The following is a 22,942-nucleotide window of genomic DNA, read 5'->3' as shown; positions in this document are numbered from 1 at the left end:
CTGAACGACTTTAACGAATTACAACGTATTTATAATGAGTGACGATAAAAAAATAATATTTTCAATGTCTGGTTTAACCAAGACATTTCCTGGGGCAAATACGCCTGTATTAAAAAATATCTATTTAAGCTTTTTTTACGGAGCTAAAATTGGAATTTTAGGTCTTAACGGATCTGGTAAATCTACTTTATTAAAAATTATTGCAGGTGTCGATAAAAATTTTCAAGGTGATGTTACCTTTCTTCAAGATTATTCCGTTGGGTATTTGGAACAAGAGCCACAGTTGGATGAAGAGAAAACGGTAATAGAAGTGGTTCGCGAAGGTGCCGCCGAAACAGTTGCCATACTAGACGAGTACAACAAAATTAACGACCAATTTGGTTTAGAAGAGGTATACTCCGATGCCGATAAAATGGAGAAGTTAATGAACCGTCAAGCGGAACTTCAAGATCAAATTGATGCCGCAAATGCATGGGAATTAGATACCAAATTAGAAATAGCGATGGACGCGTTACGTACGCCAGATGCCGATAAGAAAATAGGAGTTTTATCTGGAGGTGAAAAACGTCGTGTGGCTTTATGTCGTTTGTTATTACAAGAACCAGATGTATTACTTTTAGATGAGCCTACCAACCACTTGGATGCAGAATCTGTACATTGGTTAGAGCATCATTTAGCTCAATATAAAGGGACTGTAATAGCCGTAACACACGATAGATATTTCTTAGATAACGTCGCAGGTTGGATTTTAGAACTAGATAGAGGAGAAGGTATTCCTTGGAAAGGGAATTACTCTTCTTGGTTAGATCAAAAATCGAAACGTATGGCACAAGAAAGCAAAACGGCTTCTAAACGTCAAAAAACCTTAGAGCGTGAGTTAGACTGGGTACGACAAGGGGCAAAAGGTCGTCAAACGAAGCAAAAAGCCCGTTTAAAAAATTACGATAAATTGATGAGTCAAGATCAAAAACAACTTGACGAAAAATTAGAAATATACATTCCTAACGGACCGCGTTTAGGTACTAATGTTATCGAAGCTTCTGGTGTTGCTAAGGGGTATGATGATAAGTTGTTGTATGATGATTTAAACTTCAACCTACCGCAAGCGGGAATTGTTGGTGTTATTGGGCCAAACGGTGCTGGTAAAACCACGATTTTTAGAATGATTATGGGTGAGGAAACACCAGATAAAGGCGAGTTTAAAGTTGGGGATACGGCTAAGTTAGCTTACGTCGATCAAAAACACGCTAATATAGATCCAGAAAAAACCATTTGGCAGAACTTTAGCGATGAGCAAGAGTTGGTGATGATGGGCGGAAAAGAAGTCAATTCTAGAGCTTATTTAAGTCGTTTTAATTTCTCTGGCGGCGAGCAAAACAAGAAAGTGAAATTACTTTCTGGTGGCGAGCGTAACCGTTTACATTTAGCCATGACACTTAAAGAGGAAGGAAATGTGTTGCTTCTCGATGAGCCTACCAATGATTTAGATGTAAATACATTAAGAGCCTTAGAAGAAGGTTTAGAAAACTTTGCAGGCTGTGCCGTAGTTATTAGTCACGACCGTTGGTTTTTAGATCGTATTTGTACGCATATTTTAGCCTTTGAAGGGGATTCTCAAGTGTATTTCTTTGAAGGAAGTTTCTCAGATTACGAAGAAAATAAGAAGAAACGTCTTGGAGGAGATTTAATGCCAAAACGAATTAAGTATAAAAAATTAGTAAGGTAATTTTGCTAAAACAACTATTGCAAATGCTCACTGAAAAGTGGGCGTTTTTTATTTAGATTAATAAGGCGACTCAAAAAAAATATAAAAGAGAATCATTGTAATTAAAATGTAGCTCTATTAAAAAAAATAGACCAATAGCGAGGCATCGTTATATTGAAATTTAAAAGAAAAATACTTTTAAAAGTCATATTTTTTAACGTAATTTAAATGGCTTTAATACGTGAAGACATTCAATAAAAATGGATTCCATTTTAAACGAAAATTAGAGGCGAAAAAAGAATCTATTTTAGAAAGAATCCCAAGGAGAAAAATCATTTAAAAATGACAGTGAAAACATCCAACAGAATAAAAAATATTAAAAGTAAATTACTTTCAGATAATTATTATATCCTAAAAAAGTTGAGTTTCGATTATTTAATGACTAATGGAAATTGGGTAAACCAAATGCGTGAAGTTTACGATCGAGGCGATGGTGCTGGAATTTTACTCTATAATATAGAAAAACAAACTGTGATTTTAACCAAACAATTTAGAATGCCAACCTTGCAAAATGATAGTGACGATGGCTTTTTGGTAGAAATTTGCGCAGGAATGCTCGATAAAGATAATCCTGAAGCATGTATTATACGTGAAACTGAAGAAGAAGTGGGCTATCGTATTAAAGATGTGAAAAAAGTATATGAAGCTTACACATCTCCAGGAGTTATGACTGAAAAAATGCACTTTTTTATTGCAGAATATACCGATGCGATGAAGGTTAATGATGGGGGAGGGCTTAAAACAGAATCTGAAACAGAAGATATAGAAGTGTTAGAATTACCTTTTAAAGATGCTATTAAAATGCTAAATTCTGGTGAAATTCAAGATATGCGTACTATTGTTTTATTGCAGTATGCTATTATTAATAAATTGGTTTCATAGGTATAGCCTTGCAATTAGAAAACGTATTAATGGGCGATTTTAAAACGTCAATTTATGTTTTAAAAATATATAAAATGATTAAAAATTATTGGAATAAAGGAAAAAAGCAAAAAGTAATAACTGTAATTGGCACCTTAATATTGCTAATTGTTTTAGTGGTATTTCGTGACGACTATCAGCCTGCCTTACTATTTGTTAGGAAATATATTTTTATTGTTTTATTAAGTATAGTGGTTTTGTTTTTAGGCTTAAGAAAGTTTAAAAACGCTAATAATACCATTGGAAAATTAGTCATGTTGGCCTTTTTAATAGTGTTTTTTAGCACACTATATATAGTTGGGTGGCAGTTAAAAATGTACGAATACATGAAAAGCTACACAGTATATTCAAACTTAAATCGTATTGAGATAAACCAGTTGCCTGTAACACAAAACGAACGTATTCAGCCCATGCGTAATATTTATTCTATGGCAAATGAAAGTGTCGACCAAACTAAGGATGTTTCGTTACCACATATTGTGCGGATTGGTAAAAATAATAAATGGACCATGGCCATACAGCCAACTGAAAAATACAAATGGCAAGGAATAACCGATAATATTGAAGAAATTTTTGCGGTGTCAAGCACCACCCCATTTCCTCGTTTTTCTGGTGAAAACCGTATTCCTGTAACCTTTTCCATTGGCGAATCGTTAAAATTTAGTAGAAACACCTATAATGCCGTAGTACAGCGTTTTAATGTTTTTCAACTATTTTCCTTAGAGCCTAGTGATACCTATTACATGAAAAACGATGAAGGTAAATGGGTAGAAGTAGTGAGCCTTATAAAATGGAAAGGCTTTTTCTTTCCATATCCAACCTTTGGAGGTGTTATGGTTATCGACAGCGGTGAACATAATTTTAACGATTATATAGAACGTATTTTGATAGGAAAAGGCACCTTTATAAGCCCAAACGAAATAAAAAATTATCCCTACTTAATAGGTCAAAATACCTTAGCAGAACATGTGTCTCGTTTACAAGCCGAATCCTTGAAATTTCTAGGAGGTTTTAGCGACCCATTGCCTTGGAATATGGAAACAGCAGTTAAAATTCCAGATTTAGAAGGGGATAAAAACAAACAACCTTTTGTAACCGATTTTAATTTTTCAGATACCAAAATAAACGCCTATAGTGGTCTATATCATTGGTTTGGTTTAGAGCCCGTAGCTAACCAACGTACGAGTTTAATGTACAGTGTTTTTATTCCTGCCGATGGTAGTAACGTGCTATATTATTACAATCACGCCTCAAAAAAACAAGGTTATGCTGGCGTTTCGGCTATGCCCTTAAAGGTTATAGAGTCTCGAAAGGAGATTGATTGGTCGGTAAATAAACCCGTAGAATTTCGTCCGTATATTAAAGATATTGCGGGGCGGCGGCGTATGTTTTTCTTAGGAACTATTTCCTCCGTACGCCAAGGCTCTAATACTTATGATGGTTCGGCAACTCCAGATTTAGCCTTAATAGATAGTGAATATCGCGATGTGGTTTGGATCGATGTAAAACACCCAAGCGAATGGGATGAAACAGTTTATAATCAACTTAACGAAGCTTGGCGATCTAGCGAAGGTATAGGTGAATTTTTTGTAGATCAAAGGCAAAAAACAAATAAAATGAAGGTGGATATAACCAAAGATTCTATAGAATCACCAACAACAAACGAAGCTTTAATAAAACTATTAGAGACACGTAAAAACACATTAGAAATTAAAAAATTGCAACGTCAAATAGATTCTTTAAAAGCAATTTCAAACGCATCTAAAACGGAATAAAATTATAATAACTCCCATACCACCATTTTAATAAAATTTTGGTCGTTACCCTTTATCCTGAAAAAAACAGGATAAAGGGTCGGGCTTTACGTTGCAAGTCCTCGCACCTCCTACGTCGGGCTGTGGGCTTTTTACTGCAATCCCTAACGCAAGTACTTGCTAAGTTTTATACTTTCATACAAATAAAACACCTACCGTTATAAGCTAGTAATTTTCAATTTTAAAACAAGATAATCCACAATTATTAGGTATGCTTTTGCATGAAAAAAATAGGTGATTATGATATGACTGACATATTTACCGATTTGTAATTACAGTCTACTATTATTGTTTAAACGCATAGATTAGTAGGCGTATTAACTACCAATAAAGGGCTACGGTGTATTTGTGTTTTAAGCAGCGGGACACATACTTATAAATTATTCAATTAAATTCTAATTTATAAGTTTTGGCTTGGTTTTAGCGGCTAGGATGGCAGTAAGTTTAAATTAAAATATTTGACGCGTAAAAATTATGCAAAAAAATATTTTTCAAAATTAAGTATTATATAGTATGAATCAAGTAAAAGAGAACAACACAGTAAAAGTAAATTATACCGGAAAATTATCAGACGGGCAAGTTTTTGATAGTTCTTTAGGTGAAGGTAGAGAGCCTATAGAATTTACTTTAGGACAAGGACAAATAATACCTGGTTTTGAAAAAGGGTTAATCGACATGAAGTTGAACGAGAAAAAAACCATCACTATTGCTAAAGAAGAAGCTTATGGAGACGTTAATCCTGGCTTAATTCAAGAAGTAGCTAAAAGTGAACTACCTCAAGATATGTCTCCAGAAGTTGGTATGGGGTTAGTTTCTAAAACGCCAGATGGACAAGAAATGAATCTAGTTGTTGTAGAAGTGAAAGATGACTCTGTGGTTATTGATGGTAACCATCCTTTAGCGGGAAAAGAACTTATTTTCGATGTTGAAGTATTGGATATTAAGTAAACGAGTTATCCAAAACTAAAGTATAGCCTTAGCTATTATAGTTAAAATCCGTATTGCGTGTTAACAAAAATAACACGCAATACGGATTTTTTATGGAGCAGAAAATAAAAGTTAGTTATTGGATAATTAACTTTTTAGTAAGGGTATTGCTGCTTGTATTTATTTTTAGAATATATACTCCAGTAACTTGGTTGTTTACAGGTAAGGTAATAAAATTACCATCTAAATTGGTGCGCCAAGTGTTAACCAGTTGCCCTAAATTATTATATAAATTGATCTCTTTTAAAGGGGTATGGTTGTTATTTCTAATCTCTATTTCCGACACTTTATTATTAACAAAGACCTGTAAATCTTCTTCTAAAATATTTTGGTCGGTATGTAAAGTTTCAGAAGGTGAAAATACTATTGAAAAACGGTCTAAATAGGTGCCTGCTGGTAATTCTATTTCAAACGGATCGTCATTTATTTGCTGTGTTTCACCAGATAAAGCATCTTTTAAATATATTTTTTTAGTAGAATCTATATTTTCTAAGGCTCCTATTTTAATAATTGCTAGGCCTGCAGTACCCATTTCTAAACCTAAAGGAATCTCTCTATTATCGTTAATATCGGGTATCGCTTGAATAACGTAATCATCGTCATTTAAATTCCAAAATAAATCATATTTACCAATCCCAAAGGACTTACCATCGTAGCCCCAATCTATTCCGTCTGTAGAATGTTCATCTACCGTTAGTAAAAGCTCTCTGTTAAACCCTATTCGAGAAACCTCAAAGTTTAATCTAATTTTTGGTCTTAGGTCTAAATATTTTTCATTTATAGTAGTCTTTTTTGAATTACTAGTTTTTAAAAATACAGAAGCAGGATTTCCGTTATCGAGGTCAGATTGTTTTACAAAAGCCCGTTGACTATTTTTAAACTTTATGATTCCATCAGTGTCATTCATACTTTGAACAAAAAAGCCTTGTCCAACAGGAATGTATTTTGCTGGTTCTTTTTTGTTATATTCAATTACAGCAGGGGTACCTTCATCAGTATTGGTTTGGGCCATTGTGCCTCCCGAAAGTGTTAATATAGCATAGTCTCCCTCATACTCTGCTAATACATGGCTAGTGCCTTTAAACTGTTGCCAAAAGTATAGCGTTCCAGTTGCTAAATTCCCAACGTTATCTTGGATAAATTGATAACCATCAATTGCAGAAGGGTATGGGTTTGCTACTAAATAATAATTGTAAGCAGATATATTTAAATTAATATCGCCATTATTAGGTTTTCCTTTAAAGGTGTAATTTTGAAGCGTATTAACATCTAAAGAAGTACTCGGGCCTTTCATGCTAAAGCCTTCACCAGGTTCAATTAAACCTGTACTTCCTACATGCTGCCAACTTGCATAATTACCATTTCCATTGGCGTATTTATTAATCCATTCTGTAGAAATTGTAAGCGGCGTTGTAGATCCATTTAAACCAGAGGTCCAATGTGCTTTTGTGTCTCCTTGGTATAAAACATCTTCTAAAGTATAACTGTATGCGTTTGTGTTTGTTATATTTGATGTGCCTACTGGAGACCCCCAATAATTATATGAATAAGTGTTTGCTGTACCCTGCTGGTCTATTTCAATAGAGCCCATACTATTTGAATTTAAAGTGCTGCCGTCAAGTTGTATCAATTGGGCTTCATTATTTAAATCGATTAGGCCATTTAAAAGTAATTCTCCAGCAATTTCTAAGTAATTACTTTCAATGGTTACAGTCGCTTCTGTAGCTATGGTGATATCTTTTGCAAAACCATTGGATCCTGTAGCAATAGTAGGGTAGTAGTGACCTGTTGCCACTTCTGGAATTAAAACATTGGTGTCAATTGTAGGCACTTCTCCACACGCCCAGTTTTCATTGGTATTCCAGTCTTCGCTTGTTGCTCCTGTCCATGCATAGGTGGCACAAGGGTCAATAATGTTTACATTAAAGTCTTCTACTTCACCTGTTTTATAGTTATAATCAGTAGCTGTAACGGAATTTGCATTACCATCCGCAAAACCAATTCTAATTCGTGTATTTCCACCAATGGCGTCTGCGGGAATATTAATATCTGATAAAGTGACCTCTATAGTTTTAGTGTTTGGTCCTGTCCAAAATGAATGCTTAACTGGTATTGAAAAATGTTCAACAGTACTGAAATAATAATTTTGATCAAAATCAATCCAAATATGTAAATAATTTGTGTTTGTATTCCATCCGTTTACAGTGACCTCTATTGTTCCCTCTAATGTATCTCCCAAAGAACCTAAATCGATAGAAGTGCCCTCTTCGGTGTGATCCACATAGGCACCAGTTGCACCATCAGCACTAGCTATATTAGGATTTCCTGCTAAAGACACATCTGATATATAAAGTATAGTAGAATTATATTCTTGATTAATTTCTATAGGGTCTTCATATTCCAATTTTACAACCACATTGTCAAAAGCAACACCGCTGTCGTTAGGTGGAGAGCTATAGTGGGTTGAAGCAAATACGACTCTAAATTGAATTTGAGAATGAATATCAGGAGTGGAGTTTCCTGTATTTCCGGTATCAAACCGAATGCTTCTAGTGAGCCAACCATTACTAGTGCCCGACCAACCATCACTTCCTAATGCGCCAATACTGCTCTTATAATCTAAATTATCATTCCAAGCTGTAGAGTTATCTCCTAAAACATTCCAATCACTACCATTGTAAGAGTACTGTATTTGCATCCCGTCATTATGATTACCGGTCTTATACCAAAGATCGAATTGAAAAATTAATTCTACTACGCCAGTAATGTCTATGATAGGGCTGGTAGTTGTAATGTACGTATTATTGTTATAACGGTTATTACTTGTATATTGTTTAGAAAACAAATAATTACCATCGGCTCCAGAGCTAGATCCTGCTCCGTTATCGTCCAAATTCCATGCGCCTATAGTAGCATCGTTACTTGAAAGCGTCCAATCTGATCCAGATTCAAAATCTTCAGAATAAATTATTTTTTGAGAAAAACCTATAGGTCCAATAAATAAGAAAAGTAAAAGTGCATTTACTTTTATGGTTTTGTTGAGAGATGCCATATTTCAGCTTTAGAAAAAAATTTCTGCAAATATAGCACTAAATACAGGGCATTAGAGCTGGTAGGACTGTTGTTTTAAAGGATTTATATATATAGCTTTAATTTTAGATAAACTGATTTATATGTAGTAAAAATCGTTTTTTTTTAAAGCGATTTGATATAAATTCAAATTTATTTTGTAAGTTTTTTCTTTTATATTTTCGTTTATTGTCGATATTTATGGTTAACTTGTTGTTGTTTAGCCCTGCTAATAGTGGCAAGTTATTCTAATTTTAACTTTAAATAGAGTTTATAAAGTAACTAGATAAGGTGTGTAGAGGTCTATAAAAAAGATTTAATTTGGCGCACGCAGACTGATTATAAGGTTGAATAATTATTTTAGAACAGCGCTATATTATATGTTTAAAGTATAAATTTACGACATGAAAAACCCCACGATGTTGCTTTAAAGCAAACTATTCGCAGGGGTTTTCGTACTAACCAACCAAAATTTTTATGATCGTCTTCGTGTGGTTGTCGATCTTGTATTTTTGTTAGAAGCATTTCTACTCGTTGTAGCTTTACTGTTGCTTGTTCGTGTGGTTTTAGTAACCGTAGCTAAACGTTTATTACTTCTTGAGTTATTGCTGTTTCTAGTATATGTACGGATGTTTATTGTTTTTGGATTTTTAGTAACTGTATTTATTTTTGTACGCGTTACAGATCTGTGATTCGAACTGTTGGCACTTGGTTTTGCTGTTCTTGTTGTTGTCGTTCTTGTTACCGTTCTACTCGGTGTTGCTTTCGTAACGCGGCTATTATTTTGAGCGTAGTTACGGTTTGTATTTGAGGATCTGTTAGGAATAGTTGTTCTCGTATTTGTGGTTGTTCTTGTAACAGTTCTATTTGGTGTTGTTTTTGTAGCACGACTATTATTTTTACTATAATTACGGTTTGTAATCGTATTGTTATTAGACGTTCTATTTGCTGTATTAGTGCTGTAACGACCCTTATTATTGGTAGCTACAGTACGTCTAGAGGGTGTTGTATTTCTGTTAATTTTTGTAACATTTCTAGAGCTTCTATTTACAGTAGCATAATTTCTATTTCTTACCACAGTATTTCCGCGACGGCTATAAATGGAACTAGAAGGACGGTGGTTATTGTAAAACGGACGGTTATAAACATACCGTACAGGTGCATAATATTTACGGTATGGACGATTGTATACCACACAGAAATTTAATGAAGGCGTGCGGTAATAATTGTGCCATGGGCGGTAAATATAGCCACGATTATATCGGTTTATATAGCCCGAATAATGGGTGTATCTATTATAACGATCGTAGTAAACGTGCAATCCTCCAACATTAGAAACATATCCATTGCTGTTGTAATTAATGTTTACATTTCCAGCTTGTGCAATACGACCGTAATAATCGTAATATATTGGTGTGTTTTCAATTTGAATAATAGCACCATATTCGTCATATTGAACATAAGCATTGTAATCGTATCCAGAATTGAAACTTAAGTTTAAATGTCTAGAGTGTAATGATACATTTACATTGGAAGTTTGACGTAGCAAGTTGAAATCGAATTGTCCATCGGGAAATACCGAAAATTCTATACCATTTTCAACAAATATGAAAGAGTTGCCATAACCTCTGTTATTATTAATTGTGGTATTGGTTTCGTTGGCTGTGGTTGTGTCTGCACTAGCGGTTACTCCTGCAAGAAGCAATCCGGCTAATAAGAATATATACTTTTTCATAATGATGTGTTTTAATGTTCTACATTTTGGTAGTTACAAACAGCGTGCCAAAAAACGAATAAGATATTTAGGATGTTGGTTATCAGTGGTTTATTTTGCTTTTGTTTTGTTGAAATGTATTTTTTAATTTTTCGATTAAATATTTTTCTATTTATTTTACAGAAATATGGCGCCAAATGAAACTAAAATAAGTGAAGATTAAATATGTTGAAAAATAGCACAATTAAGCACAAAGAAGTAGCGCTCCAATATAAATTAAGAAATAGGTTTGTTTTTGAGGATTAAGTTATTTAGAAACCTAATTACAAGAAAAAAGTATCGGTTTAAAAGTGTGCTGAAATTTTATCGAAAGTAATAGCGCTAAAATCTTCAATTTTTAAATTGGCGTTGCTGTAATCTTGATTTTTAGAGTGTTCGCTATCATAACCAACACAAAATATATTCGCGTCATTAGCAGCGCAAATTCCGTTGGTTGAATCTTCAATAACCATACATTCCGAAGGTTTAAAACCCGATGCTTCTGCCGCTTTTATAAAAATTTCCGGATGTGGTTTCGAGGCTTTTAAATCGGCACCACTTAGTTTAGCTTTAAAATATTTATTTAAATCGAAGCGTTTAAAAATACGCTCAATACTTGGCATAGACGCCGATGATGCCAAAACTAAGGTCAGTCCGTTGGCGTGGTAGTTTTTTATTAAATCTAAAACACCATCAATTAAATCGAAATCTTTATCATTTTCAAAAATGTACTCGTAATGTTTACGTTTTATGGCTACTAAAGTTTCAGGAGTTTCATCTAAATTAAAATGATCTTTAACTTGTTTACAAACATTTAAAGTCGATTGCCCGGTATAAGATTCGTATAGTTCACTAGAAACCTGTACGCCAACATCGCTAAACATGTTGTGGTAGGCAGCGTGGTGTAGTGGTTCGCTATTAATTATTACACCATCCATATCGAAAATTACAGCTTTTAACATCGTAAAATAAATTTATAGCGAAGATAAAATATTTCGTTTCAATATCTATTAAGAGATTAAATTTATTAAGTTTACAATTCAAAATTTTATAATAATTCCTATGGTTTTATCTTTAGTATTAAGTCTTGTTTTTTTTGTGCTCGCTGTTATCCATTTTAATTGGTTTTTTGGAGGGAAATTTGGTATCGATGTTTCTTTGCCAACCAATGAACATGGCAAACGTGTTTTAAATCCTAAAAAAATAGATAGCGCTATTGTAGGTTTAGCATTGTTGGCTTTTTGTTGTTTTTATTTTTATAAATCGGGAATTATTGCGCTTTATTTACCGCATTGGATTATGGAATATACCGGTTGGATTATTTCTATTATATTTTTTATTCGTGCTATTGGAGATTTTAAATATGTAGGCTTTTTTAAGAAGGTAAAACAGACTACTTTTGGTGAAATGGATACGACCTATTTTTCACCGTTGTGTTTAGTTATTAGTATTGTAGGTATCTTAATAGAAACTTTAAATTAGAAATTATCAAAACAACTCCAAACTTTCATCCAAAAAATAAGCATAAATTGGGTTACGATTTAGAGGCCTTAAGCAACGTGTTTCCAGAACTTGAACCCTTTGTTTTCGAAAACAGACACCAAACTATAACTATAGATTTTGCTAACCCAAAAGCGGTTAAAGCTCTTAATACGGCTTTATTACTTAAAGATTACGGCATTAAATTTTGGGAGTTTCCAGACGAAAATTTATGTCCGCCAATTCCCGGTCGTGTCGATTATTTGCACCATATAGCGCATTTAGTTAAAAAAACAAACACAGAAAACGGCGTTAAAATATTAGATATTGGTACAGGAGCAAGCTGTATTTATCCACTTTTAGGTCATGCCGAATACAACTGGGAATTTGTAGCTACAGATATAGATCAAAAGTCATTGAAAAATGCTCAAAGAATTATTGATAAAAATAAATTAGGTAATTTTATTAAGTTGCGCCATCAAGAAAATAGTGCCGAAATTTTTAATGGTATTTTAGATGAAGACGATGCTTTTTCGGTTTCTATATGTAATCCACCATTTTTTAATTCGGAAGAAGAAGCCAACGAAGCCACGACGAGAAAATTAAAAAACTTAGGAAAAAGCACCGATAAAATCGTGCGGAATTTTTCGGGAACAAATAGTGAACTCGCTTATAAAGGAGGCGAAAAAGCCTTTTTACACACCTATTTGTATGAAAGCTCACTACATAAAGCAAGTTGCGAATGGTTTACAACTTTAGTGTCTAAAAAGGATTTAGTAAAAGGGATGCAAAAGTCGCTTAAAAAACTTGGCGCCAAAGAAATTAAAGTTATCAGTATGGGGCAGGGGAATAAAGTGTCTCGTATTTTAGCTTGGACGTTTTAGAAAGCGCTAGCCGTATTTAATAATATTCACATTAATTTTGTCTAATTCAAATGAAACATTCGTGTTTGTTTGGATTAGGCGGCATTATAATTTTTCAATAAAAACAATAAACTTTTTTTAAACTAGCTGCTCCGCAAGAGTAAGCAAACATCGGTCACCTGTCACCCGTCATTTTATTTCCAACGAGCTGCTCCGCAAGAGTAAGCAAACATCGGTCACCAGTCATCCGTCATTTTTGTCCAACACGCTGCTCCGCAAGAGTAAACAAGCATCAGTCACCCGTCATCCGTCACTCGACTCGTTCACTCCCCTAAATCAAATAAGCCATTCCAACGCCTAAAATAATGGCAACAAACTTACTCATGTTAAATTTATGTCCGTCGCTACTTTCAAATAAAATAGTGGTCGAAATATGAAAAAAGATACCAATAACCACGGCATTAATACTAAGAGTCACCGTTTCGCTTAAATGCGTTGTATTCGATATTAATGTGCCCAAAGGCGTCATAAAAGCAAAAAGGATTAAAAAAATAGTAATTTTAGATTTACTAAAACTCGACTGAAACAAAAACATACTTATCAACGCAGCAATCGGAATTTTATGAATTAAAACCCCGTAAACCATGTCGTTATGCTCGTGTATAGGGAAACCTTCCAGTAAACTATGCAAACACAAACTCACAAATAGCATCCATGGAAAAGCTGTTTCCTGCTTATGGATATGTACATGCCCATGCTCGGCTCCTTTCGAGAAAAGCTCTAAAGTTATCTGTAGTAAAATACCGCACATTATAAGCAAACCTGTTTGTTTAGACGGTAAATACTCATAAACCTCCGGTAGTAATTCAAACAAGGTTAAAGCCAATAAAAACGCCCCACTAAAGGAAAGCATAAGCTTCATATTCCAAGATTTTTTACTCTTGGTAATAGTAGCAATAAGCACACCCAAAATAACGGCAACTATAGGTAAAATAAATTTATTCATTTAAATAAAAGCTCAAAAAAAAAGAAAAACAAAGTGTTTTCAATGCAATAAAAACAACGGTAAATATAAATGTCGATTGCAGCTCGACTATTTAAAAATCATCACTAAACGTTCTGAAGTATGCTTGTTAAATTTCCCCAATTTATAATCTCCAAAAACATCCAATAAATACACGCCGGCCTGTTCAAAAAGCGCTTCAAAATCGGCTAAAGTAAAGCCACGCACGCGCTCTTGGAATTTAAAAGCTTTCCCATCCGTATTAAATTCAATATCTTTAATAATATAGCCATCTTCTACATAACGCTTCAAATAAAAATCTATACCATCTACCGTTTTCACTTCTTCAGGCACTAAATTATCAATCACAAATTCCGAATTCATAAAATCGATAACACCAAAACCAAATTCATTTAAGTCTGCTTTTATCGCTTTTATCGTTCTTAAATTATCCGCGTCATCTTCAAAATACCCAAAACTAGTAAATAAATTAAAAACCGCGTCAAACGTTTTAGGGTAGGGGTTACACATATCATGCACCTCAAATTTCAACCTTTCATTTTCAAATCGCTTAGCGTAATTTATGCTGTTTTCACTTAAATCAGCACCAATAACATCGTACCCAATTTTATTTAAATATCTGGAATGTCTTCCTTTTCCGCAGGCCAAATCCAAAATTGTTCCCCCTTCAGGTAAATTTAAATAATCGGTTAAGGTCTCCATAAAAGCCTGCGCTTCCGTATCATTTCTGTCCTTGTATAAAATGTGGTAATACGCCGTATCAAACCACGATGCAAACCACGCTGTATCTTGTTTTTTCATATCTTTTTTTGGGGGTTACCACGCCTTGGGGCGCGGTCGGGCTTTCCGCTATATCTTTTTGCAAAACATCACATAATTTATACCCTATTTTGTGCTTCAATTATCATTTAGGTTTCCTTTAAAATATAGCTTTAAAGTTTTTGCAAAAAGGATGCCGCTGCAATCCCTAACCCATTATCTGCTAATATCTGTTGCGTTCTGCAAAATTAAGTTATTTTTGCAATCTATTAGACGTAGATTAAAAAACATGGAAGAAAATTTCAATATGGTGGCCAAAACCTTATTTGGTTTTGAAGATTTATTAGCAAACGAGCTTACGCAAATGGGGGCGCGTCAGATAAAAAAAGGTGTTCGAAATGTCTCTTTTATAGGCGATAAAGGGTTTATGTACAAATGTAACTTAGGCCTGCGTACTGCCGTGAAAATTTTAAAACCCATCCATAGTTTTACGGTTAATAGCGAAAAAGATCTTTATAATAAAATTTACGCCATGGATTGGGCTAAATACTTAAAACCCACAGGGACTTTGGCGGTCGATGCTACTATTCACTCCGATTTATTTACGCACTCGCTATACATAGCGCAAAAAACAAAAGACGCCGTGGTCGATAAATTTAGAGATACCGAAGGTGTGCGTCCTAATGTAGATTTAAAATTCCCCGATATTAAAATTAATGTCCATATCGATCGTAGAAAATGTACTATTTCTTTAGACTCTTCGGGAGATTCTTTGCATAAACGCGGTTATAAAACAGCAACCAATATTGCTCCTATAAACGAAGTTTTAGCAGCAGGATTAATAATGCTTTCTGGTTGGGACGGACAAACAGATTTTATGGATCCTATGTGTGGATCGGGAACCATGCTAATAGAAGCAGCCATGATTGCTTGTAATATACCACCAAACCTAATGCGTAAAGAATTTGCCTTCGAGCGTTGGCCAGATTGGGATGTGGAATTATTCGAAAAAATAGAAGAATCATTACTTAAAAAAACACGCGATTTCCATCATAAAATAATAGGTTACGATAAAGCGCCAAGTGCTGTAACCAAAGCCAAAGAAAACGTAATAAACGCTCAATTAGAAGATTTTATAGACATTAAACACGAAGATTTCTTTAAAACTCAAAAAGGTGGCGACGAAAAATTACACATGGTTTTTAATCCGCCGTATGGTGAACGATTAAATATCGATATGGAAGAGTTTTACGCCAATATAGGCGATACTTTAAAACAAAGTTACCCAGGAACCGATGCTTGGTTTATCACCTCAAACCTCGATGCTTTAAAGCATGTAGGCCTGCGTCCATCAAGAAAAATACATCTTTTTAATGCCAAATTAGAATCACGTTTAGTAAAATACGTCATGTATGAAGGTAGTAAAAAAGGAAAGTATATGAAATAGAGTATTTTGTTATTTGTTGATAGTTATTGGTTCAGTTTATTGCTTTTTGAGCAATTAAATTATAACATGTTAAATAATTTAAAAAAACAAGACTTGTCATTTCAACCTTAGGAGAAATCACATAAAAAAACTCAAACTTCGTATTTGTAAATAACTAAAGCAATACACTAAGCTCTCGCTTACAGTACTATAAAAAGCAAGTGTTAACTCAGTCCAAATCCTCTTTATTATTTGTACTTTTGCAACTGCGATAAAAAATAAATTTCTTATGGAATTATCTAAAAAAACAGTTTTAGAGAAAGCAAATTTAGCTTGTAAAAACACCTTAATGGAAACGTTAAATATTGAAATGGTCGATTTTGGTAAAGATTATTTAACGGCAAGAATGCCTGTAGATTCAAGGGTTTATCAGCCAGATGGTGTTTTACACGGTGGAGCAACAGCAGCTTTAGCAGAAAGTGTGGGGAGTTTTGCAACCCACGTATTTGTTAATACCGATAATCTTTTTGTTCGTGGTATAGAAATTACGGCAAATCATGTTAAAAGTGTAAAAAATGGTTATGTTTATGCAAAAGCAACCTTTTTACATAAAGGCCGCACGACACAATTATTGGATATAAAAGTAACCGACGATGATGATAATTTAATTTCTGTGTGTCGTTTATCTACTATTTCTTTACCTAAAAGATAAGCATGACTTTTAACGCATTTTTCAATCGTATTGAAAATCAGTATCAAGCAGAATTACCATTTGTTATTTACCGAAAACCAAATGAAAATAATATATTTGGCTTACTTCAAAATACAAACGATTTATTTTTTACAGAAGATTTTACCGAAAAAGGCTTCGTGTTTTCTCCTTTCGATAATACTGAAAAATCGGTTTTAATGCCTTTAGAGTTTTCAAAGTCGTTCAAAACTGTTCAGGAGATATCGAATAAAATTGAGACATCTAAAAAATGGGCAGGAATCAATTATGATTCCGAAAAGAACATCCATATCAATCTTGTAAAAAGTGGGATAGACGCTCTAGAAAACAACCAGTTTAAAAAAGTGGTTTTATCACGATCGGAAACGGTTTCGCTTTCAAATAAAAATCCGTTTTCTATTTTTAAAAACTTGTTAGAAAATTATGCTTCGGCATTTGTGTATTGTTGGTATCATCCAAAAATAGGGCTGTGGTTAGGTGCAACACCCGAAACTTTAGTGAAAATTGAAGGGCAACGCTTTTCTATTATGGCGTTGGCGGGTACACAAAATTACAACGGTAGCCTTAATGTTAAATGGCAAAAAAAAGAATTACAAGAGCAGCAATATGTCACCGATTTTATTTTAGATAATATAAAATCGACTATCGATAATATAAAAACATCTCCTGTAGAAACGGTTAAAGCGGGCAATTTACTACATTTAAAAACCAAAATTTGGGGTGTTTTAAAACGAAATACCATTAGTTTAAAAGATTTACTTTATAGTTTGCATCCTACGCCAGCAGTGTGCGGTGTCCCTAAAATAGAAGCAAAACAATTCATTTTAAAACATGAAAAGTATAATCGCGAATTCTACACAGGGTTTTTAGGCGAATTGAATTTAGAAGTCACCTCGGCACCACGTTCGGGCAAGCGCAACATCGAAAATAGGGCCTACGCTATAACCAAAAATAGCACCCAGTTATACGTTAATTTACGCTGTATGCAGCTTAAAGAAAACAATGCCATTATTTATGTGGGGGGCGGCATTACCGAAAGCTCGAATCCAGAAAGCGAATGGGAGGAAACCGTTGCTAAATCTTTAGTGATTAAAAAGGTGTTGTAAGCCCTTAATTTCTTGTAGTAATTCTTATTTTTGAGGATATTTTTAAATGTTATGATATATCCTAAAATTCCGCTTGCACAAACGGTTATTCAGTTATGTAAAGCCAAAGGAATTAAACATATAATATTATCGCCAGGCAGCAGAAATGCACCACTAACTATAGGGTTTAGCCACGATCCATTTTTTAAATGTTACAGTATTGTAGATGAGCGTTGTGCGGCATTTTTTGCTTTAGGAATTGCCCAGCAAAAGCAAGAGCCAACCGCTGTGGTTTGTACTTCAGGTAGTGCTTTGCTTAATTATTATCCAGCAGTTGCTGAGGCTTTTTTTAGTCATATTCCGCTAATCGTTTTATCGGCCGATAGACCAAAACATTTGGTTGGTATTGGGGACGGACAAACTATTAATCAGAAAAATGTATTTGAAAATCATATTTTATATTCAGCTAATTTAAAGTTAGATTTAAAGGATGAAAAAAATGTACCCAATGGCGAGGAGCTTCCTATATTTAAAAATTTGGAAGATAAATTTGAACGTTTGTTAGGACTTCAAAAGGGGATTCAATCTTTTAATGAAGAAGAAATAAATACGGCCATAAATATTTCAAAATTTAAAAAAGGCCCTGTTCATATTAATATTCCTTTTGATGAGCCGCTTTATGAGATGGTGGACACATTATCCGTTTCACCTAAAATAACGGAGATACCTTTTAAAGATGCAAAAATTGAAACACATATTTTAAGAACTTGTTTTGAAGATTGGGATGCGGCTGCAAAAAAAATGATATTGGTAGGTGTAAATCAACCCAATAGCATTGAGCAAAAATGGTTGGATGAACTAGCCGAGGATGATAGTGTTATCGTGTTAACCGAAAGCACGTCTAATTTACATCACCCTAGTTTTTTTAATAATATAGATCAATTAATTGCACCGTTGACCGACGAAGAGCAGAAGCAACTTCAACCCGATATCTTGGTTACATTTGGCGGCTTAATTGTTTCAAAAAAGGTTAAACAATTCCTGCGAAAGTATAAGCCTAAACACCATTGGCATATTGATGAAAAAGAGGCTAATGATACGTTTTTCTGTTTAGATAATCATATTGAAGCCTCGCCTAATGAATTCTTTTCGGAGTTTTTACCAAAATTAACGCATTATGTTAAAAGTAATTATAAAGGTATTTGGACTTCAGTAAAACAAACTAGAAAGGAAAAACATAAAGCTTATTTAAAGGATATTCCATTTTCAGATTTAACCGTATTTAGTAAAGTTTTAAAATCTATTCCCAATAATTCTATTTTACAAATAGGTAATAGTTCGGCCATTCGTTACACGCAGTTGTTTAGTATAAATAAAACATTAGAAGTGTTTTGTAATCGCGGTACCAGTGGTATAGATGGCAGTACAAGCACCGCTATTGGGGCAGCTGTGGCGAATGTAAAACCGACTGTTTTTATCACTGGAGATTTAAGTTTTTTATATGATAGCAATGCGCTTTGGAATAATTATATGCCTAAAAATTTCAGAATAATTGTGGTAAATAATCAGGGAGGCGGGATTTTTAGAATATTGCCAGGACATAAAAACACGGAAAACTTTGATACTTATTTTGAAACTCAACATAATTTAACAGCCGAACATTTGTGCAAAATGTATGGATTAAATTACAGCATAGCGTCTAATATAGAAGAATTAAAACGGCACTTAAATTTATTTTATGTAGAAAGTGAACAACCAAAACTTTTAGAAATATTTACGCCAAAATCTATCAATGATGAGATTTTATTAAATTATTTTAAGAGTCTAAAATAGGAAAGTGACTTATTTGTTTATTTTGTGTCTTAAAATTAGTTACCTTAAAACACTTATTTTATTAACCTTATTTAAACATTCTAAACATGAGTAAAAGAGACGAATTAATTGTAAAATATGTTGCAGATTTAAAAGAAAAATGCGGCGTAGAACCAGACATGGATTTGCTAACCAAAGTAACTATTGGTTGTGGTCCATCGATTTATAATAAAGACTCATCGACCGTTTCAGGGTCAGATGCATCAGAATTAGCAACTGTAAAGAATAATTTTTTAATTAAAAAATTAGGTTTAGCCGATGATGCAAGTTTAGATGCGGGTATCGAAGCTGTTTTAGAACAATACGGAAAATCGAATCGTACAAAATATAGAGCCGTTATCTATTATTTATTAACCAAACATTTCAATAAAGAATCGGTATATTAATTATCAATTTTTTTATAATATATGTGAAGCGTTGCCCTTGTGTAGCGCTTTTTTTGTTTCTTTTTCTTTATTCTATTTTTTAGGAAGTATAGATTCTTTTTTCTAATATCATTACCTTTGCCACATGATACATTTAGGACAAGTAAATACATTAGAAATTCTTCGCGAAAGTGAGCACGGTGCTTATTTAATAGATAATGAAGATAACCAAGTTTTGTTACCAAATAGATACGTTCCGAAGGAATTTAAAATTTGGGATAAATTAGAGGTTTTTGTGTATTTGGATAATGATGAACGTCCTGTTGCCACAACCGATATGCCGTATGTTATGCGCGATGGTTTTGCGCTTTTGCGTTGTAATGAAGTTAATGATTACGGCGCATTTTTAGATTGGGGTTTGGTAAAGGAATTGTTTTGTCCGTTTCAAGAGCAAGCCTTTAAAATGAAACCAGGAGGCTGGTATTTAATACATTGTTATTTAGACGAAAAAACCGAAAGGTTAGTGGCGTCTAGTAAAACCAACAGGTTTTTAGATAACACCGTATTAACAGTATCTCAATTTGATGAAGTCGATTTAATTGTATCACACCCATCGGATATAGGAATGAATGTTATTGTGAATAAAACACATATCGGGTTAATTTACAGAGATCAAATTTTTAGAGATTTAAGTATTGGTGACCGATTGAAAGGTATTGTTAAAAAAATTCGTCCAGGAAATAAACTAGATATTACTTTAGGGCAAATAGGTTACCGAAATATAGAGCCCAATGCAGAAAAAATTATGCATGAGTTACACGATAATAGTGGCTTTATAAACTTAACCGATAAATCGAGTCCAGAAGCTATTAAAAATCAGCTTCAAATGAGTAAAAAGAATTTTAAAAAGGCCGTTGGAACGTTATACAAACAGCGCCAAATTGAAATAAAACCAGACGGTATTTACTTAGTTTAAAATTGCTTTAAATTCATGATTAATCAAGACACCATTGTAGCTTTAGCCACACCATCTGGTGCGGGTGCTATTGCCGTAATTCGATTATCGGGAGTGGATGCTATTGCTATTACCGATAGCTGTTTTAAATCTGTTAAAAGTGAAAAGTCGCTTTTAGCTCAAAAAACACACACCATTCATTTAGGGCATATTATTGACGAAAACCGAACTATAGATGAGGTTTTAGTGTCTGTTTTTAAAAACCCGAATTCCTACACCGGTGAAAATGTGGTAGAAATATCCTGCCATGGATCAAATTATATTCAGCAAGAAATTATACAATTATGTCTTCGGAAAGGCTGCCGAATGGCATCGGCAGGAGAGTTTACATTACGTGCTTTTTTAAACGGAAAATTAGATTTAAGTCAGGCAGAAGCCGTGGCCGATTTAATTTCGAGTGACAATGAAGCCTCGCATCAAATAGCCATGCTGCAAATGCGTGGTGGTTTTTCTTCTGAAATTGCAAAACTTCGTGAAGAACTTTTAAATTTCGCTTCGTTAATAGAATTAGAATTGGACTTCGCAGAAGAAGATGTAGAGTTTGCCGATAGAACACAATTTAAAGATTTAACCCAGCGTATTTCTTTTGTTTTAAAACGATTAATAGACTCTTTTGCTGTTGGAAATGTTATTAAAAACGGTATCCCGGTTGCTATTGTGGGTGAACCAAATGTTGGAAAATCCACACTTTTAAATGCGCTTTTAAATGAAGAGCGCGCCATTGTTTCCGAAATAGCTGGAACTACTCGTGATACTATTGAAGATGAAATTTCTATTGGTGGTATTGGATTCCGATTTATTGATACCGCTGGAATTCGAGAAACGACCGATGTAGTGGAAAGCATCGGGATTAAGAAAACTTTTGAAAAAATAGACCAAGCTCAAGTGGTAGTTTTTCTTGCCGATAGCAGCAATTTTAAAGAAGTATCTTTCCTGAAATCTTTTAAAATTGAAGTTGAAAAAGTTAAAAATAAGTATCCGCTAAAACCTTTATTGGTTGTTGCTAATAAGGTTGATAAATTAGAAGACAAGGACATAGAACTTGTAAAAGCTGAAATTCCTAATATTCATTTATTATCCGCTAAAACAGGCCTGGGTGTTGAAGAACTTAAAGATAAACTACTTAGTTTTGTAAACACAGGAGCGCTTAGAAATAATGATACTATTGTAACCAATTCTAGGCATTACGATTCGCTTTTAAAAGCTTTTGAAGAAATAGATCATGTGAAAAATGGTTTAGAATCTGGTATTTCGGGCGATTTATTAGCTATTGATATTCGCCAAGCTTTATACTATTTTGGAGAAATTACAGGAGAAATTACTAACGATGATTTGTTGGGTAATATTTTTGCTAATTTTTGTATCGGGAAGTAATTATCTTTCTTTTATTTTCTAACTACTTGTTTTTATTGACTTTATAAGATTTTAGCATCTCTTTTTTGTTGCCCAATTGCTCTTTATTTCTTATATTTGTTGTTCAATTGTTGCCCTAATAGCTTATCTGTTGCCCAAATCATAAAGCAACAAATCAAAGCGAAATGATGCACCACCAAGCACCACCAAGCACCACCAAGCACCACCAAGCAACATTGAGCTACAAGTAGCACCAAATGAGCAGTACAATTAAAATACCGAAATTCTGTCAATTCTGTGGAATGGCTTTTGTTGCACAAAAGACCACCACTAAGTATTGCGGTCATACGTGTGCAAGTAGAGCCTACAAACAACGTAAGCGAGAAGAAAAAGTACAATCCACCCTATCCGAGCAAATAAATAATAGCAAGCCTACATCTTCCGAAAACTTGCAAACTCTGCAAACCTTACCTACACAAGCAGGAAATCATATCAATCTAAGAGATAAAGAATTTCTAAGTATTACTGAAGCTGCCAATTTATTAGGTGCAAGCAGATGGACTATTCAGCGGATGATAAAACGCAACCAATTGAGCATTGCAAAATTAGGTAGGCGCACTATTATAAAACGGACAGAAATCGATAATCTCTTTAAAATTTAG

General features: G+C 33.9%; 19 protein-coding genes. 14 read left to right on the top strand and 5 right to left on the bottom strand.

The window, feature by feature from the left end; translation table 11 throughout:
- Nucleotides 1-34: 34 nt before the first annotated feature.
- The 4 genes from ettA to FQU21_RS07880 all read left to right on the top strand — a co-directional run bounded on the left by ettA (nucleotide 35) and on the right by FQU21_RS07880 (nucleotide 5,448).
- Nucleotides 35-1,726, top strand: coding sequence for an energy-dependent translational throttle protein EttA (ettA, locus tag FQU21_RS07895; RefSeq protein ID WP_147677457.1), 1,692 nt, complete (start codon nucleotides 35-37; stop codon nucleotides 1,724-1,726).
- 321 nt (nucleotides 1,727-2,047) lie between these two features.
- Nucleotides 2,048-2,647 carry an NUDIX domain-containing protein gene (locus FQU21_RS07890; protein ID WP_147677456.1) on the top strand — a complete coding sequence of 200 codons (600 nt, stop codon included), beginning with the start codon at nucleotides 2,048-2,050 and terminating at the stop codon, nucleotides 2,645-2,647.
- A gap of 74 nt (nucleotides 2,648-2,721) precedes the next feature.
- Nucleotides 2,722-4,461, top strand: a complete 1,740-nt coding sequence (locus FQU21_RS07885) for a hypothetical protein (RefSeq protein ID WP_147677455.1) — start codon at nucleotides 2,722-2,724, stop codon at nucleotides 4,459-4,461.
- A 552-nt stretch (nucleotides 4,462-5,013) separates the two neighbouring features.
- Entirely contained in the window at nucleotides 5,014-5,448 is a 435-nt protein-coding gene (locus FQU21_RS07880; protein WP_147677454.1) for an FKBP-type peptidyl-prolyl cis-trans isomerase, read from the top strand.
- A 115-nt stretch (nucleotides 5,449-5,563) separates the two neighbouring features.
- Here FQU21_RS07880 and FQU21_RS07875 read toward each other — a convergent pair whose 3' ends face one another.
- The 3 genes from FQU21_RS07875 to FQU21_RS07865 all read right to left on the bottom strand — a co-directional run bounded on the left by FQU21_RS07875 (nucleotide 5,564) and on the right by FQU21_RS07865 (nucleotide 11,271).
- The gene (locus tag FQU21_RS07875) at nucleotides 5,564-8,539 is read right to left on the bottom strand and encodes a T9SS type A sorting domain-containing protein (protein ID WP_147677453.1); all 2,976 of its coding nucleotides are present in this window, start codon (nucleotides 8,537-8,539) and stop codon (nucleotides 5,564-5,566) included.
- A 492-nt stretch (nucleotides 8,540-9,031) separates the two neighbouring features.
- Nucleotides 9,032-10,291 (bottom strand): hypothetical protein, encoded by a 1,260-nt coding sequence (locus FQU21_RS07870; RefSeq protein ID WP_147677452.1) that lies wholly within the window; start codon nucleotides 10,289-10,291, stop codon nucleotides 9,032-9,034.
- A gap of 323 nt (nucleotides 10,292-10,614) precedes the next feature.
- Nucleotides 10,615-11,271, bottom strand: a complete 657-nt coding sequence (locus tag FQU21_RS07865) for an HAD family hydrolase (RefSeq protein WP_147677451.1) — start codon at nucleotides 11,269-11,271, stop codon at nucleotides 10,615-10,617.
- 100 nt (nucleotides 11,272-11,371) lie between these two features.
- Here FQU21_RS07865 and FQU21_RS07860 point away from each other — a divergent pair, with 100 nt between their 5' ends.
- Nucleotides 11,372-11,791 (top strand): DUF3995 domain-containing protein, encoded by a 420-nt coding sequence (locus FQU21_RS07860; protein ID WP_147677450.1) that lies wholly within the window; start codon nucleotides 11,372-11,374, stop codon nucleotides 11,789-11,791.
- A gap of 5 nt (nucleotides 11,792-11,796) precedes the next feature.
- Complete coding sequence (gene rlmF, locus FQU21_RS07855) at nucleotides 11,797-12,672, top strand: 23S rRNA (adenine(1618)-N(6))-methyltransferase RlmF (protein WP_147677449.1); 876 nt, start codon at nucleotides 11,797-11,799, stop codon at nucleotides 12,670-12,672.
- Between the two features lie 310 nt (nucleotides 12,673-12,982).
- Here rlmF and FQU21_RS07850 read toward each other — a convergent pair whose 3' ends face one another.
- Together FQU21_RS07850 and FQU21_RS07845 are read right to left on the bottom strand one after the other, a co-directional pair.
- Nucleotides 12,983-13,657 carry a ZIP family metal transporter gene (locus FQU21_RS07850; protein ID WP_147677448.1) on the bottom strand — a complete coding sequence of 225 codons (675 nt, stop codon included), beginning with the start codon at nucleotides 13,655-13,657 and terminating at the stop codon, nucleotides 12,983-12,985.
- An 87-nt stretch (nucleotides 13,658-13,744) separates the two neighbouring features.
- The gene (locus FQU21_RS07845; RefSeq protein WP_147677447.1) at nucleotides 13,745-14,476 is read right to left on the bottom strand and encodes a class I SAM-dependent methyltransferase; all 732 of its coding nucleotides are present in this window, start codon (nucleotides 14,474-14,476) and stop codon (nucleotides 13,745-13,747) included.
- A gap of 247 nt (nucleotides 14,477-14,723) precedes the next feature.
- Here FQU21_RS07845 and FQU21_RS07840 point away from each other — a divergent pair, with 247 nt between their 5' ends.
- The 8 genes from FQU21_RS07840 to FQU21_RS07805 all read left to right on the top strand — a co-directional run bounded on the left by FQU21_RS07840 (nucleotide 14,724) and on the right by FQU21_RS07805 (nucleotide 22,942).
- A complete protein-coding gene (locus FQU21_RS07840; protein WP_147677446.1) occupies nucleotides 14,724-15,881 on the top strand; it encodes a THUMP domain-containing class I SAM-dependent RNA methyltransferase in 1,158 nt (385 codons plus the stop codon).
- Between the two features lie 268 nt (nucleotides 15,882-16,149).
- A complete protein-coding gene (locus FQU21_RS07835) occupies nucleotides 16,150-16,572 on the top strand; it encodes a PaaI family thioesterase (RefSeq protein WP_147677445.1) in 423 nt (140 codons plus the stop codon).
- A 2-nt stretch (nucleotides 16,573-16,574) separates the two neighbouring features.
- Complete coding sequence (locus tag FQU21_RS07830; RefSeq protein ID WP_147677444.1) at nucleotides 16,575-17,696, top strand: chorismate-binding protein; 1,122 nt, start codon at nucleotides 16,575-16,577, stop codon at nucleotides 17,694-17,696.
- Nucleotides 17,697-17,747: 51 nt separating this feature from the next.
- Nucleotides 17,748-19,508 (top strand): 2-succinyl-5-enolpyruvyl-6-hydroxy-3-cyclohexene-1-carboxylate synthase, encoded by a 1,761-nt coding sequence (menD, locus tag FQU21_RS07825; protein WP_147677443.1) that lies wholly within the window; start codon nucleotides 17,748-17,750, stop codon nucleotides 19,506-19,508.
- A gap of 86 nt (nucleotides 19,509-19,594) precedes the next feature.
- Nucleotides 19,595-19,933, top strand: a complete 339-nt coding sequence (locus FQU21_RS07820) for a DUF2853 family protein (RefSeq protein ID WP_147677442.1) — start codon at nucleotides 19,595-19,597, stop codon at nucleotides 19,931-19,933.
- Between the two features lie 124 nt (nucleotides 19,934-20,057).
- Entirely contained in the window at nucleotides 20,058-20,888 is an 831-nt protein-coding gene (locus FQU21_RS07815; protein ID WP_147677441.1) for a CvfB family protein, read from the top strand.
- A 15-nt stretch (nucleotides 20,889-20,903) separates the two neighbouring features.
- Nucleotides 20,904-22,301, top strand: coding sequence for a tRNA uridine-5-carboxymethylaminomethyl(34) synthesis GTPase MnmE (mnmE, locus tag FQU21_RS07810; RefSeq protein WP_147677440.1), 1,398 nt, complete (start codon nucleotides 20,904-20,906; stop codon nucleotides 22,299-22,301).
- Between the two features lie 236 nt (nucleotides 22,302-22,537).
- Nucleotides 22,538-22,942 (top strand): helix-turn-helix domain-containing protein, encoded by a 405-nt coding sequence (locus tag FQU21_RS07805; protein WP_147677439.1) that lies wholly within the window; start codon nucleotides 22,538-22,540, stop codon nucleotides 22,940-22,942.

It is taken from the genome of Algibacter pacificus (assembly GCF_008033385.1).
GTDB lineage: Bacteria > Bacteroidota > Bacteroidia > Flavobacteriales > Flavobacteriaceae > Algibacter > Algibacter pacificus.
Note: the sequence above shows the minus strand (reverse complement) of the source record. Positions and strands in the feature narration are given on the sequence as shown.

Excerpts from the sequence above, each read along its gene's own strand:
- mnmE (WP_147677440.1), top strand. The coding sequence starts at position 20,904 with ATGATTAATCAAGACACCATTGTAGCTTTAGCCACACCATCTGGTGCG.
- FQU21_RS07830 (WP_147677444.1), top strand. The coding sequence starts at position 16,575 with ATGACTTTTAACGCATTTTTCAATCGTATTGAAAATCAGTATCAAGCA.
- FQU21_RS07870 (WP_147677452.1), bottom strand. The coding sequence starts at position 10,291 with ATGAAAAAGTATATATTCTTATTAGCCGGATTGCTTCTTGCAGGAGTA.
- FQU21_RS07840 (WP_147677446.1), top strand. The coding sequence starts at position 14,724 with ATGGAAGAAAATTTCAATATGGTGGCCAAAACCTTATTTGGTTTTGAA.
- FQU21_RS07875 (WP_147677453.1), bottom strand. The coding sequence starts at position 8,539 with ATGGCATCTCTCAACAAAACCATAAAAGTAAATGCACTTTTACTTTTC.
- FQU21_RS07835 (WP_147677445.1), top strand. The coding sequence starts at position 16,150 with ATGGAATTATCTAAAAAAACAGTTTTAGAGAAAGCAAATTTAGCTTGT.
- FQU21_RS07820 (WP_147677442.1), top strand. The coding sequence starts at position 19,595 with ATGAGTAAAAGAGACGAATTAATTGTAAAATATGTTGCAGATTTAAAA.
- FQU21_RS07865 (WP_147677451.1), bottom strand. The coding sequence starts at position 11,271 with ATGTTAAAAGCTGTAATTTTCGATATGGATGGTGTAATAATTAATAGC.
- FQU21_RS07850 (WP_147677448.1), bottom strand. The coding sequence starts at position 13,657 with ATGAATAAATTTATTTTACCTATAGTTGCCGTTATTTTGGGTGTGCTT.
- ettA (WP_147677457.1), top strand. The coding sequence starts at position 35 with ATGAGTGACGATAAAAAAATAATATTTTCAATGTCTGGTTTAACCAAG.
- FQU21_RS07885 (WP_147677455.1), top strand. The coding sequence starts at position 2,722 with ATGATTAAAAATTATTGGAATAAAGGAAAAAAGCAAAAAGTAATAACT.
- FQU21_RS07880 (WP_147677454.1), top strand. The coding sequence starts at position 5,014 with ATGAATCAAGTAAAAGAGAACAACACAGTAAAAGTAAATTATACCGGA.
- menD (WP_147677443.1), top strand. The coding sequence starts at position 17,748 with ATGATATATCCTAAAATTCCGCTTGCACAAACGGTTATTCAGTTATGT.
- FQU21_RS07815 (WP_147677441.1), top strand. The coding sequence starts at position 20,058 with ATGATACATTTAGGACAAGTAAATACATTAGAAATTCTTCGCGAAAGT.
- FQU21_RS07845 (WP_147677447.1), bottom strand. The coding sequence starts at position 14,476 with ATGAAAAAACAAGATACAGCGTGGTTTGCATCGTGGTTTGATACGGCG.
- FQU21_RS07890 (WP_147677456.1), top strand. The coding sequence starts at position 2,048 with ATGACAGTGAAAACATCCAACAGAATAAAAAATATTAAAAGTAAATTA.
- FQU21_RS07860 (WP_147677450.1), top strand. The coding sequence starts at position 11,372 with ATGGTTTTATCTTTAGTATTAAGTCTTGTTTTTTTTGTGCTCGCTGTT.
- FQU21_RS07805 (WP_147677439.1), top strand. The coding sequence starts at position 22,538 with ATGAGCAGTACAATTAAAATACCGAAATTCTGTCAATTCTGTGGAATG.